Annotated in this window: 2 protein-coding genes; both read right to left on the reverse strand. The window is 70.4% G+C overall.

Annotation, left to right across the window (positions count from 1 at the left end):
* Positions 1 to 59: 59 nt before the first annotated feature.
* Complete coding sequence (locus ACFQ9R_RS01850) at positions 60 to 1,049, reverse strand: ATP-binding cassette domain-containing protein (RefSeq protein WP_378987919.1); 990 nt, start codon at positions 1,047 to 1,049, stop codon at positions 60 to 62.
* Positions 1,046 to 14,713, reverse strand: coding sequence for an amino acid adenylation domain-containing protein (locus ACFQ9R_RS01855; protein ID WP_378987922.1), 13,668 nt, complete (start codon positions 14,711 to 14,713; stop codon positions 1,046 to 1,048). The genes ACFQ9R_RS01850 and ACFQ9R_RS01855 overlap by 4 nt, the downstream gene beginning before the upstream one ends.
* Between the last annotated feature and the right edge of the window lie 6 nt (positions 14,714 to 14,719).

Below are 14,719 nucleotides of genomic sequence, written 5' to 3' on the forward strand. Positions count from 1 at the left end.
GGCCGGCTGGATGGGCAGATCGCGGGTCTCGTACTCGTCCACCGTGACGTCGGGGGCACTCACGACAGGACCTCCTCTTGCACGTCGTCGGTTTCGGGTTCGGGAACGGTCTCGGCCGGGGTGCCGGTGAGGGAAAGGAACACATCGTCGAGAGTGGGACGCACGACGTTCGCGTCGAGCACGCAGACACCGGCGTCGTCGAGGCGGCGCAGCGCTTCGACCATCGTGCGTGACCCGTTGCCCACCACCACCGACACCTCGTCGCTGCCGGGCTCGTGAACGGGCTCGCCGACCCCCACCTGCTGCAGGACCTGCACCGCGGGCCACGGGCTCTGCCCCGCGGCGAGGGTGACCGTGAGCCGGTCGCCGCCGATGGAGGTCTTGAGCTCGTCGGCCGAACCGCGGGCGATGACCGTGCCCTTGTCGATGACGGTGATCCGGTCGGCGAGCAGGTCGGCCTCCTCGAGGTACTGGGTGGTGAGCAGGACGGTGGTGCCGTCGTCGACGAGATCACCGATCACCTGCCACATGTCCAGGCGACCGCGCGGGTCGAGGCCGGTGGTCGGCTCGTCGAGCACCACCACCGGCGGCCGCGCCACCAGCGCACCGGCCAGGTCGAGGCGACGGGCCATACCACCGGAATAGGTGCCTGCCCGCCGACCCGCCGCGTGGTCGAGTCCGAACGCGGTGAGCAGTTCCTCCACGCGCACGACGGACTGCTTGCGTCCCATGCCGTACAGGCGCGCCACCATGCGCAGGTTCTCGTAACCGGTCAGGTTCGCGTCGACGGCCGCGTACTGGCCGGACAGCCCGATCCTGGTGCGCGCGGTGGCCGGGTCGGCCAGCACGTCGATACCGGCGACCCGCACCGAACCGGCATCGGGTCGCAACAGCGTGGTGACGATCCGCACGGTGGTGGTCTTGCCCGCACCGTTGGGGCCCAGCAGGCCGAGCACGGTCCCCGCCGGGATCTCCAGGTCGATCTCCTTCAGTACGCGCACCTTGCCGTAGCTCTTCGCCAGGCCGCGCACTTCTACCGCGAGACTCACGGTCGCATCTCCTTCTGGCCGCTGCCGCACACGGTGATGTCCGGGACGGCGTCGAGGTGGCGATGCAGCACGGGGCCGATCGCCGCCAGCGATTCCGGTGTGGTCATCGCCGCGTGCCTGCAGGGCAGGTCGTGGTTGTGGATGTTGCCGGTGACGAACGGCTGCCAGGCGTCGGCACAGCGGCTCGGATCGGCGGCGTTGATCTCGTCCGCCGTGGCGGTGAAGAACACGAGGTCGCCGTCGAAGGTGCGCGGCCGGAACCGGTTGGCCATGACGGTGCCGTCGGCGTACCCGGTGTAGAGGCGTTGCAGATGTTCCACCGAGAGCGCGGCGAACGGACCGGCCTGGGCCCGCAGCAGATCCGCCGCTTCGTTCAGGTCGAGGTCGGCGGGCAACGGTTCGCCGTCGACCAGGTCGGCGCCGAACTCGCCGAGGATGTCGGCGACACTGGGCATCGAGGTGTCGAGCCAGCGGTCACCGAGCTGGTAGCTGTCCATCATCGCCAGCAGCGCGACGTCCTCGCCCGCGTCCTGCAGCTGCACGGCGATCTCCTGCGCGATCAGGCCGCCGAGCGACCAGCCGAGTAGGTGATAGGGACCGTGTGGCTGGATCGACTTGATATGGGCGACATAGTGTCCGGCGGCTTCGGGGATCGAGATGAAGCTGTCGTCACCGGACACGTGCGGGGCCTGCAGGCCGTACACCGGGCGCTGCGGGGCGAGATGAGCGAGCAGTCCCGCGTAGCACCAGGCCAGCCCGATCGCCGGGTGCACGCAGAACAGCGGGGTGTCGTGCGGGCTGGTGGACGGGCGGATGGCCAGCACCGGGCTGGTGGCCGCCTCGATCACCGCGTCCGGGTCGAGGTCGTCGAGCTTGGCCGCGATTCCCGCGGGGGTGGCGTCGCCGAACATCATCTGGACAGGCATGTCGTAGCCCTGCTCACGCAGTGCCGCGACAACTTTGGTGGCCAGCAGGGAGTTGCCGCCGAGTTCGAAGAACCCGTCGTCCACGCCGACCCGCTCGACCCCGAGGACCTCGGTGAACACCGCGCACAGCGCCATCTCGGCGACGGTCGCCGGCGCGCGGTACCCGCCGGACGCGGTGAACACCGGCTCGGGCAGCCGGGCTCGATCGAGCTTGCCGACCGGACTCAGCGGCACCTCGTCGAGCAGCATGATCGCCTGCGGGACCATGTAGTTCGGCACGTGACCCGCGACGTGCTCGAGCAGTTCGGGCACGCTCGGCGCGCTCCCGTTGCGTGCCTTCACATACGAGACCAGCGCGGTGACCCCGGCCTGCGTGGTGTGACCGATGGTGAGCGCGAGCTCGACATCGGCGTGCCGGGCGAACGCGACATCGATCTCGCCGAGTTCGATCCGGAATCCGCGGACCTTCACCTGATGGTCGGTGCGGCCTACGTACTCCACGTCCAGCGCCGACTTGGCGCCGTCACGCCAGCGCACCAGGTCGCCGGTCCGGTACATCCGTTCGCCCGGCGCGCCGTAGGGATCGGCCACGAACCGCTGGGCCGTGAGTCCCGGCCGGTTGAGGTAGCCGCGCGCCAGGGCCGAGCCCGCCAGCTGCAGCTCGCCGGTGACACCGATCGGGGTCGGGTGCAGTCGCCGGTCGAGCACGGTGGCCGCGACGCCGCGGATCGGCCCACCGATGGTGATCGGGCCCCGCGGGCTCATCGGCTGCGGCATCAACGTGACGATGGTCGTCTCGGTGGGGCCGTACACGTTGTAGAAGTTGCGCCCCGGCGCCCAGCGGGCGAGCAGTTCCGGCGGCAGCGCCTCACCACCGGTGAGCACGTGGGCCAGCGAGTTCACGCCCGCCGGGTCGACGGTGCCCAGCGCGGCGGTGGTGATGAACGCGTGGGTGATCCGTTCCCGGATGAACACCTGCCGCAGGTCCTCGCCGCCGACCACCCCGGCCGGGGAGATCACCAGCGTCGCCGCGCCACCGAGCGCGAACAGGATGTCGAGCATGGCGGCGTCGAAGCTCGGAGTCGCGAAGTGCAGCACCCGGCTGCCGGGACGCACATCGAACCGGTCGGCGGTCTCGGCGGCGAAGTTCGACAGACCGCCGTGGGTGACCACGACGCCCTTCGGGGTCCCGGTGGAGCCCGACGTGTAGATCACGTACGCCGGATTGTGCAGGCGCAGGGGGCGAATCCGTTCGGCGTCGGTAACCGGCGAGTCGTCGGTCCCCAGCACGGTGGCCCTGGTCTGCGGGTCGTCCAGGACCAGCCAGCGGGTATCGGCGGGCAGTCGATCGCGGTGCTCGAGCAGCGTCAGACCCAGGGCCGCAGCGGAATCGGTGAGCATGTGACTGATCCGCTGCGGCGGGTAGTTCGGGTCGACCGGCACGAACGCGGCGCCCGCCTTCGCGACGGCGAGCATGGTCGCCACCGACTCCACCGAACGCGGAATACCCAGGGCCACGAGGGTTTCCGGCCCCACACCCTGTCCGATCAGGACACGGGCGAGCCGGTTGGTCCACCGGTCGAGCGCGTCGTAGGTGACCACGGTGTCTCCGGCGCACAGCGCGACGCCCTCGCGGGAACGAGCCACGGCGGCACCGAAGACCGCGGGCAGCGTCACCGCCTGCTCGGCGCGGGCGCCGTGCACCGGTGCCAGCGCGGTCCACTCGACCGCGTCGAGCAGGGCCAGGTCGCCGACCGCGGTGTTCGGGTCGGCGGCCACGGCGGTGAGCAGCCGGACCAGGCGGTCGCCGAGCCTGCGCGCGGTGACCTCGTCGAACAGGTCCGCCGCGAAGTTCACCGACAGGCTGATGCCGTCGCCCACCCGGTCGGCGGTCTGGGTCTCGGTGAAGGTGAACTGCAGGTCGAACTTGGCGATACCGGCGTCGGCGTCGACGGCTTCGATCCGCAGACCGGGCAGTTCCAGCATCCGTACCGGGGTGTTGCGCACCGACAGCATCACCTGGAACAGCGGGTGGTGTGCCTGGGAGCGCGCCGGGTTGACGACCTCGACGAGCCGTTCGAAGGGCAGGTCGGCGTTCGCGAACGCGTCGAGGTCCCCGTCGCGGACGGTGCGCAGCAGGTCGACGAACGCGCGCTCGTCGGAAACCTCGGTGCGCAGCACCAGGGTGTTGACGAACATGCCGATCATCGCGTCGAGTGCTGGATGTCCACGGCCCGCGCTGGCGGTGCCGACGGCGATGTCCTCGGTGCCGGTGACCCGGTGCAGCAGGACCGCCAGCGCCGCGTGCAACACCATGAACATGCTGACGTTGTTCGCCGTGGCGATGCCGCGCAGCGCCCGGTGGGTCGCCGCGTCGACCGCGCAGTCGATGGTGCCGCCCTGGTAGGAGGGCACCGGCGGGCGCGAGCGGTCGGCCGGCACGGTGAGCAGCTCCGGCAGGCCGTCGAGCACACCGCGCCAGTGGTCGAGCTGCTTGCTGATCAGCGAGTCCGGGTCGTCCTCGGTACCGAGGAGTTCCTGCTGCCACAGGGTGTAATCGGCGTACTGGACCGGCGGGATCTGTTCGCCGAACGGTTCACCGATCTGGATGCCACGGTAGGCGGCGGCCACTTCGGCGGCGAGCGGTTCCAGCGACCAGCCGTCCATCGCGATGTGGTGCACGACCAGCACCAGCACATGCTCGGTCGAGCGCGCGACCGCGAACTTGGCCTTGGCCGGTGCCGACTGCCCGGTGTGGTCGACGCTGATCAGCGCCGCCCGCATGGGCACCGAGGCCGACAGGTCGAATCCCGGGGTGACGAAACGGGTCACGGCGGTGTCGACCTCGCTCGCGGTGGCCGTCGCGTGGAACAGCGTGACGGCGGCGATCGCCGGGTCGAGCACCAACTGCTCTGGCTCGCCGGCGGTCTCCGGGAACACCGTGCGCAGCGTCTCGTGCCGACGTTGCACCGTGTGCAAAGCGGCAATGAGCGCATCGAGGTCGACCGTGCCGTGCAGGCGCAGTACGACCGGGACGTTGTAGGCGCCCGAGGACTGACTGTCGCCGCCGGCACCCGCGTTGAAGCGGTTGAGGAACCACAGCCTGCGCTGCGCCGCCGACAGCGGAATCCGCTCCGGGCGTGGCTGGGGCACCAGGTCCGGCCGGTGTTCGTCGCCGGACGGTCCGGATTCGATGAGCGCGGCGAGTTCGGCGACGGTCGGCGCCGCGAACACGGTGCGCACTTCCAGGCGCACATTGCTGGCCGCGGCCAGCCGGGCCACCAGCTGGGTGGCCAGCAGCGAGTTGCCGCCGATGTCGAAGAAGCTGTCGGTGGCGCGGACCTCGCTCGCCCCGACCAGCTCCTCGAACACTCGCGCGACCGTCCGCTCGGCATCGGTCTGTGGTGCCCGGCCCGCGGCGGCGGTGAACTGCGGTTCCGGCAACGCCGTGCGATCGAGCTTGCCGACCGGGGTGAGCGGCACTTGGTCGATCAGGTTCAGCGACGCGGGCACCATGTGCCCGGCCAGCCGGACCATCGCGTGCCGCTTCACCCCGGCCACCTCGGCCGGGTCGACACCCTCGTTCAGCTGGATCCAGGCGACGATCCGGTCGTCGCCCGCGATCCGGCGGACCTCGGTGTGTGCGAAGCGGACCTCGGGATGACTGCCGAGGACGGCGCTGATCTCGCCGAGTTCGATCCGGAAACCGCGCACCTTCACCTGATGGTCGCTGCGACCCAGGTAGTCGATCTCACCGTTCGCCGTCCAGCGCACCACGTCGCCGGTGCGGTACATCCGGCTGCCCGCCGGGCCGAACGGGTCGGCGATGAAGCGTCCCGCGGTCAGGCCGTAGCGCTCGTGATAGCCCTGGGCGATGCCGGCGCCGCCGATGTAGAGCTCGCCCGGCACCCTGCCGACGACCGGTCGCAGCCGCTCGTCGAGCACGAGGGCCCGTGAGCCGCGCACCGGCGTGCCGATGGCGACCGGAACACCCACCCGCAGCTCCGACATCGCGGCGATGACGGTGAACTCGGTGGGCCCGTAGGCGTTGACGAACCGCCTGCCCGGCGCCCAGTTCTCCACCAGGTCCGGCGGCACCGCCTCGCCACCGGCCATCAGACCGCGCAGCATCGGCAGCGGGTGGCGGGTGGGGTCGATCGAGCCCAGCACCGCGGGCGTCAGGAAGGTGTGGGTGATCTGCTCGCGTTCCAGCAGGGTCCCGAGTTCGTCACCGCCGTAGATGTCGATCGGGCCGATCACCATCTCGGCGCCCGAGTAGACGGCGAGGAGCATGTCGAGCACCGAGACGTCGAAACTGGGTGTGGAGAAGAAGAACGTGCGGGAGAACCGGTCGAGGCCCATCCGTTCACGCAGGTCGAGCGCGAGACTCGTGAGACCGCCGTGGGTGACGGTGACGCCCTTGGGCAGGCCGGTCGAACCGGACGTGTAGATCTGATAGGCCAGGTCGGCGGTGCGCACCGGGCGGACCCGCTCGGCGTTGCTGATCCGGACCCCGTCGTAGCCGGCCAGTTCGGCGTTCAGCTCGTCGCCGTCCATCAGCAACCACTGGGTGTCGATCGGGCCCGCGGCCTCGCGCAACGAGTCCGCGTCGGCGCGCGCGGTGAGTACCGCGCTGGCACCGGAGTCGGTGAGCATGTGCCGCACCCGGTCGGCCGGGTAGCGCGGGTCGACGGGCACGAACGCGGCGCCGCTGGCTGCGACGCCGAAGATGGCGAGGGCGCAGTCCAGTGAGCGAGTGAGCCCGACGGCCACCCGGTCGCCGGTGCCGATGCCGCGCGCGATCAGCGCCCGGCCCAGCCGGTGCGCCCGGCTCGCGACCTCGGCGTAGTCGAGCTCGCCCACTTCCCCGGCGACGCTGCCGTCGGCGAACCAGCGCAGCGCCGGCCGCTGCGGATACTTCGTGGCGGCACCGTCGAGGATGTCGGCCAGGATGACCGGCGTGACCGCGGCGGGTCCCTGTGCGGGGACGTGCTCACGGTGCTCGAGCACGGTGAGCGGGTCCAGATCGCACACCAATTGCCGTGGGTCGGCGGTCACCTGGGTGAGGATCTGCACGAACCGGTCGGCGAGGGTCTGAATGGTGGCGGCGTCGAACAGTTCGGTGGCGTAGACGAAGTCGAACCGCAACCCGCTGTCCTCGGCGGGCGCGACCCGCAGTTCCAGGTCGAACTTGGCCAGGGCGATGTCGAGCTCTTCCGCGGCCAGCCGCAGTCCGGGCAGTTCCAGCGCGGGTGTGCGGTTGTCCTGCATGCTCAGCGCGACCTGGAACAGCGGGTGGCGGTTGCTCGCCCTGCTCTCGCGGCCCAGCGCGTCGACGACGCGCTCGAACGGCACATCGGCGTGGGCGAGGGCGGCGAGCTCGCCATCGCGATCGGCGTGCAGCAGCTCGGTGAAGCTGCGGCCGGGATCGACGTCGGAGCGCAGGACCAGGGTGTTGACGAACATGCCGACGAGGTCGTCGAGCTGGATGTCGGTGCGCCCGGCGACCGGGGTACCGATGGGGATGTCGCGGCCACCGGTGACGCTGCGCAGCAGCACCGACAGCGCCGAGCGCACGACCATGAACAGGCTGACACCGGTGTGGCCGGCCAGCTCGTCGAGCGCGTGCTGCAGCGGTGCCGAGACCGCGCAGGTCACGGTGCCCGCGGACCCGGTGGGTTCGGCGGGGCGTGGCCGGTCGAACGGCAGCGGCAGCTCGTCGGGCAGTTCGGACAACGTCTCGCGCCAGAACGCGAGCTGGGTGGCGGTGATGCTGTCCGGGTCGTCCTCGCTGCCGAGCACGGCCCGCTGCCACAGGCTGAAGTCGGCGTACTGCACCGGCAGCGGTGCGCGTTCGGGGACAGCGCCCCCGGTGCGAGCCACGTAGGCCAGTGCGAGATCACGCGTCAGCGGGCCGAGCGACCAGCCGTCGGCGGCGATGTGATGGACGACGACGCCGAGCAGGTGTTCGTCGGATGCGGTGCGCAGCAACAACACTCGCAGCGGCGTCTGCCGGGTGAGGTCGAAGCCCTGGCGGGCCAGCGCGGTCAGCGCCGCGTTCGCCCGATCGGGTGCGGTGTCGACGGCGTCGATCACCGGCATCGCCTGCTCGCGCGGCAGGATCACCTGCTGGGCGCCGGAGAGGTCTTCGGGGAAGACCGTGCGCAGTACCTCGTGGCGCTCCACCAGGTCGCCGAGAGCGCCCCGCAACGCCTCGACGTCCAGATCTCCGCCGATTCGCAAGACGAATGCGATGTTGTAGGCGCTCGATTCGGGGGACAATCGGTTCAGGAACCACAGCCGTTGCTGCGGCAACGACAGTGGTATGCGTCCCGGGCGCGGGGTGTGTACCGCCAGCGCCACCCGCTGCGTCCGGGGCGCTTCCGTGATCAGCCGGGCGATGCCCGCCACGGTCGGTGCCTCGAAGATCTGCCGGACCGGCAGGTCCACCTCGAATTCGGCGTGCAGCGCGGCGGCGAGCCGGGTGGCCAGCAGCGAGTTGCCGCCGATGTCGAAGAAGCTGTCCTCCGCGCCGGGGATCGGGCGGCCGAGAATCTCGGTGAACACCGCGGCCACCCGCATCTCGAGGTGCGTGCGTGGCGCACGCGACCCACCACTGACCACGAATTCGGGTGTGGGCAGGGCCTTTCGGTCGAGTTTGCCCGCCGGGGTGACCGGCATCGCGTCGAGCACCGCCAGTGCGGCGGGCACCATGTAGCCGGGCAACCTGCTGCGGGCGGTGTCGAGCACGGCGGCCGGGTCGAGCGGGCCGTCGGCGGTGACGTAGGACGCGAGCCGCTGTTGCCCCTGCTCGTCGACGTGGACGACGGTCAGCGCGGACCGAACGCCCGGGTGTTCGCGCAGCACATGGTCGATTTCGCGCAGTTCGATCCGGAACCCACGGATCTTGATCTGATCGTCGGCGCGGCCGAGGAAACGCAGCAGGCCGGTCATGTCGGCGACGACGAGATCGCCGGTGCGATACATCCTTTCGCCGACGCGGCCGTGTGGGTTGGCGACGAACCGCTGCGCGGTGAGTGCCTGCTTGCCGAGGTACCCGCGGGCCAGGCCGGGCCCCGAGACGTAGAGCTCGCCCGGTGTTCCCGGCGGCACCGGGTTCATCCGGCCGTCGAGCACGAACAGCCGCATGCCGCGCACGGGGGTGCCCAGCGGGACAGGCTCGCCCGGAACCATGGCCGCGCTCGCGGTGACCGCGACAGTGGCCTCGGACGGGCCGTACATGTTGTGCATCCGGTACTTCGTGGCCCAGGCTTCGACGAGTTCGTCCGAGCACGCCTCGCCGCCGACGATCACCGTGTTGAGAGCCGGGAACTCGCCCGCGGGCACCGTGGCCAGCGCGGCCGGGGTGATGAACGCGTGGGTGATGCGTTCCGAGCGCAGGAAACCGGCCAGCTCCGCACCGCCGTACAGGTCGGCGGGGGCCACCACGATCGTGGCACCCGCGGCGAACCCGAGCAGCAGTTCCAGCACCGAGGCGTCGAAGCTGGGTGAGGAGAAGTGCATGGTGCGCGCGTGGTCGGTCACCTTGAACAGCTGGGTCTGCTCGCTGGCCAGCGAGGCGATGCCCGCATGGGTGACCACGACGGCCTTGGGTGTGCCGGTCGAGCCCGAGGTGTAGATGAGGTAGGCGGGCTGCCCGGCTCGCATAGGATGCCTGCGGTCGGCATCGGACAGGGGGCTGCCCGAGCGGACCGCGCAGTCGGCCTCGAAATCGGCTGTTCCGAAGACCATCCACTCCGGTGCCGACCGGTGCTTGCCGGTGGCGGTGGGCAGCGCGGCGAGATGCTCGGGCAGGGTGAGCCCGAGCGTGGCCCCGGAGTCACTGATCATGTGCGCGATGCGATCGGCCGGGTAGGCGGGGTCGACGGGCACGTACGCGGCGCCGGTCTTGGCGACCGCCCAGATGGCGATGATCGACTCGAGGCTGCGCGGCAGCGCCACGGCGACCACCGTTTCGGGTGCGGCGCCGTGCGCGATGAGACTGCGCGCCAACCGGTTCGAGCGTTCGTCGAGTTCGCGGTATGTGGTGTCGAAACCGAGGTAGCGCACCGCCACCGAGTCGGGCAGGTGTTGTGCGGTGTCGCCGAGCAGCCGGGCCAGGGTGCCCGCCGGTTCGGCGGGCGCACCGGCCACGGGGACCAGGCGGGCGATCTCGCGACGGTCGAGCACGTCGAGGTCGCCGATCGCCGTGGTGGGGGTGGCGACAGCGGCGGCCAGCAGCGTGGTGAACCGCCGGGCGATGGCCTGCACCGTGGCGCGATCGAAAACATCCGTGGCGAAACCGAATTCGGCGTGCAGCGGTCCGTCGTCGTGAGTGTCGCGAACCTCGAGCTGCAGGTCGAACTTGGCGACGCCGATCTCGATCGGCACCAGTTCCGCGGTGACACCGGGCAATTCGACCCGCAGTTCCGGGGTGCGGTCGTAGGACAGCATCACCTGGAACAGCGGATGCCGGGTGGTCGAGCGATCGGGATTGACCAGTTCCACCAGCCGTTCGAACGGCACGTCGGGGTTGGCGAAGGCATCCAGGTCGGTCTCGCGGACCAGGTCGAGCATGCGCTCGAAGCCGGCGCCGAGGTCCACTTCGGTGCGCAACACCAGGGTGTTGACGAACATGCCGACCAGTTCGTCCAGCGCCGGATCGGAGCGGCCCGCGATGGGCGTGCCGATGGTGACGTCGGTGCTCGCGCACAGCCGCGCCAGCAGGGTGGCCAGGGCGGCGTGCAGCACCATGAACATGCTCACGCCGCGACCGGTGGCGAGTTCGGCTGCCGCGCGCCGGGTTTCGGCGTCGATGACGAATTCGACGGTGTCCCCGCCGGTGCCACGCTGTTGCGGCCGTGGCCGGTCGAGGGGCAGGTCGAGCTGATCGGGCAGCCCGGCCAGCGCACCGCGCCAGTGCCCGAGCTGGCGCGCGATGGGTGCCTCGGGGTCGGTTTCCTCACCGAGCAGTTCCCGCTGCCACATCGCGAAATCGGCGTACTGCACCGGCAGCGGTGCCCACTGAGGCGCGGCGCCGCCCGCGCGCGCCGACACCGCGACCATCAGATCCCGGGCCAGCGGTGCGACCGACCATCCGTCACCGCTGATGTGGTGCAGCACCACGAGCAGCAGGTGATCCTCGGCGCCCACCCGGTAGAGCGCGACCCGCAGCGGTGTCTCGGTCCGCAGGTCGAAACCGCGCCCCGCCACCTGCGCGGCCAGCGCGGGAATCTCGGCGGCGGCCACCTCGATCGGCGTCAGCTCGGGTTCCACCCCGGCCGCGGCGTGGATGCGCTGGTACGGGCCCTCGGGGCCTTCGGGAAAACTGGTGCGCAGGCTCTCGTGGCGGTCGAGCACGTCGCGCAGACCCGCACGCAACGCCTCCAGGTCGAGATGCCCGGTGAGCCGCAGGGCCAAGGGCATGTTGTAGGCGGCGGCGTGTTCGGCGAACCGGTTGAGGATCCACAGCCGCTGCTGGGCCAGCGACAGCGGCACCCGTTCCGGTCTGCGTGCCGGAACCAGTTTCGGTGTCGAGGTCTCGGGCCGGTGGGTGCTGATGTAGCCGGCCAGCGCGGCGATGGTCGGCGACTCGAACATCTCCCGGATGCTGAGGTTCGCATCGAGGGTGGTGTTGATCCGGGCGACCGCGCGGGCCGCGACCAGGGAATTGCCGCCGAGATCGAAGAAGCTGTCCTCGATCCCGATCGTGGTGCCGTCCAGGGCGAGAACCTCGGTGAAGATCTCCGCGAGCGCGCATTCCAGCTCGGTCTGCGGTGCGGCGGCGCCGGTGGTGACCCGCACACCCACCTCCGGTGCGGGCAGGGCTGTGCGATCGACCTTGCCGTTGGCGCTCAACGGCAGTTCGTCGAGCACCACCAGTGCCGAGGGCACCATGTAGGACGGCAGGCCGCGGCGCAGTGCCGCGAGCAGGACGGTGGGATCGGGCGCCGACGCGCCGGGCGCGGCGACCACGTAGGCGACGAGTTCGTCCTCACCGATGCGGCCGGTGCGGGCCACGCAGACCGCGCGGGCGATATCGTCCTGCGCGAGCAACGCGGATTCGATCTCGCCGAGTTCGATACGCAGTCCGCGAATCTTCACCTGGAAGTCGGTGCGGCCCAGGTATTCCAGGACGCCGCCGGCGATCTGCCAGCGCGCCAGGTCACCGGTGCGATACATCCGCTGCCCCGAGGCGAAGGGGTTGGCGACGAACCGGTCGGCGCTCAGGTCGGGACGGCCCAGGTAGCCACGGGCCAGTTGCGCGCCCGCCAGGTACAGCTCGCCGACGACACCGGGCGGCACCGGGCGCAGATGCGGGTCGAGCACATAGGTCTGGGTGTTCCACACCGGCGAGCCGATCGGCACCGTGGTGGCCTCGGCCGGGCACGGCCAGTAGGTGACGTCGACCGCGGCCTCGGTGGGCCCGTAGAGATTGTGCAGCTCCGGTCCGCCGTCGGGGCCGTGCAGCGCGGCGTGGAAATCGGCGACCGTCGCGCCGGGCAGCGCCTCACCACTGCAGAACACCCGGCGCAGCCCCGCCCCGCCCCGCACGCGCGGGTCGGTGACGAACAGCGACAGCATCGACGGCACGAAATGAGCTGTGGTGATGGACCTTTCGGTGATGACCCGGGCGAGGTAGGCCGGGTCGCGATGCCCTTCGGGAGCGGCGACGACCAGGCGCGCACCGACCTGCAGCGGCCAGAAGAACTCCCAGACCGACACGTCGAAGGTGGCCGGCGTCTTCTGCAGGACCGCGTCGGTGTGGTCGAGCGGGTACTCGGCCTGCATCCAGCGCAACCGGTTCACGATCGCGGCATGCGTGACACCCACGCCCTTGGGTTTACCCGTGGAGCCCGAGGTGAAGATGACGTAGGCGAGATGAACGGGGCGCAGCGGCGCGGTGCGGTCGGCGTCGGTGATCGGCGCGACGTCGTTGCCGCTCACGTCGAGCGTGTCCAGATCGACCCGGACGGCGCCCTCTGGCAGCCGGACCCCGTCGCGATCCGCGGTGAGTACACACACCGGATGTGCCTGTGTCAGCACCGCTTCGATGCGATCGACCGGATGCCCGGGATCCAGCGGCAGGTAGGCCGCGCCGGTCGCGAGTACCGCGTAGATCCCGACGACCAGATCGACACTGCGATGCAGGCACACACCGACGGTGGTCTCCGGGCCCGCGCCGCGGGCGATGAGTTCGCGTGCCAGCTGGTTCACCCGGTCACCGAGTTCGGTGTATCCGAGTGTGCGGTCGCCGAATTCGAGACCGATGGCGTGCGGGCTGCGCGACACCTGGTCCTCGAACAGCGAGACCAGCGTCGCGGCCTGCATCGGCATCTCGGTGGCGTTCCACTCGCGCAGCACCCGCTCGTTCTCGGCGGTGGTGATCGCGGTGAGCGTGTAGGTGGGGGTGGTCGGCTCGGCGGCCAGGAAGCGCGCGAGGAAGTCGAGGTAGCGCGCGTGGTGGGCGGCGTTCTCGGACTCGCCGTAGAGCTTCGGATTGGCCTCGAAGTCGAGCTGGATGCGGCCGCCGTCGCCGTTGTAGATGTTGATCGAGAGGTCTTCGACGGGTCCGGTGGCGAGCACATGGAGCTGACCGGCGATGTCGTCGAACTTCAGCTCGTCGTGGAACAGCATGATGTTGACCATCGGCCCGAAGAAGCCGCGCGCGTCGCGGGAGTACCCGCAGTCTCGCCGGATGTCGTCGGAGCGGTAGCGCTGGTGGCGCAGGGCGCCGGTGATCTGGAGTTCGGTCTGGCGCACGACGTCGGCGACGGTGGTGTGCTCGTCGAACCGCAGGCGCAGCGGCACCACGTTCGACACCACACCCGCCGACCGGCGCAGCGCGACGGTGGTGCGTGCCGAAACCGGAAGGCTCAGTACGACATCCGGGTCACCGGTGACCGAACGGACGTAGGCGGCGAGCGCGGCGACGATCAGCGCGGAGTTGGCCGAACTGTGTGTGGTTATCGCGTCGGTGAGCAGCGTGTCGAGGTCGGCGTCGAGTACCGCGGTGGCACGGTGGCGCCCCGCGTCGTGGGTGTCGCCCGCGGCGGTGACCGATGACAGCGTCATCGGTTCGCCCACGCCGGCGAGCTGTTCCGTCCAGTACTCGCGGTCGGCACGGAACCGGCTGGACTCGCGATAGCGGGATTCGTCGGCGTAGAGGTCGACGAGCGCGGCGGCGCGGGAAACGGACGGCTCACGCTGCTCGCCGACCGCGGTGTAGATCTCGGCGGTGCGCGAGAGCGCGTTCATCGCACCATAACCGTCGATGACGATGTGGTGGCCGCGTTCGTACCAGAACCAATCCCGGTCACCGATCCGCAACACCACATTGATGGTGAGGGGCTCGTGCTCCATGTCGATCGGGGTGCTGGCATGGGCGTTCATCCAGGCCAGCGCGGCGGCCCGGGGGTCGGATTCGCCGCGGAGGTCGATCCGGCCCCAGCCGGGCCGCCACGTGGGGTCCACTCGCTGGTGGGGCACGCCGTCGATCTCGAGTAGGCGGACGTGTCCCACCTGGGATTCCGCGCCGAAGCGCTCGACCGCGTACAGCAACCGGCCGACGTCGAGATCACCGTGCAGTTCGACGTAGTGAGCGATGGTGAGCGGAATATCGGGCCGGATCCGTTGCGCGTACCACAGTGCTGTCTGACCGGGCGAGAGGGCGAACGGTTGGCCCGGGTCCTCGTCGGTGATGCTCGAGCTGACGTGGTCGGTGGCCAAAGAACTCATCAAGCA

Origin of the sequence: Nocardia sp. NPDC056541 (assembly GCF_042794235.1) — a bacterium.
GTDB lineage: Bacteria > Actinomycetota > Actinomycetes > Mycobacteriales > Mycobacteriaceae > Nocardia.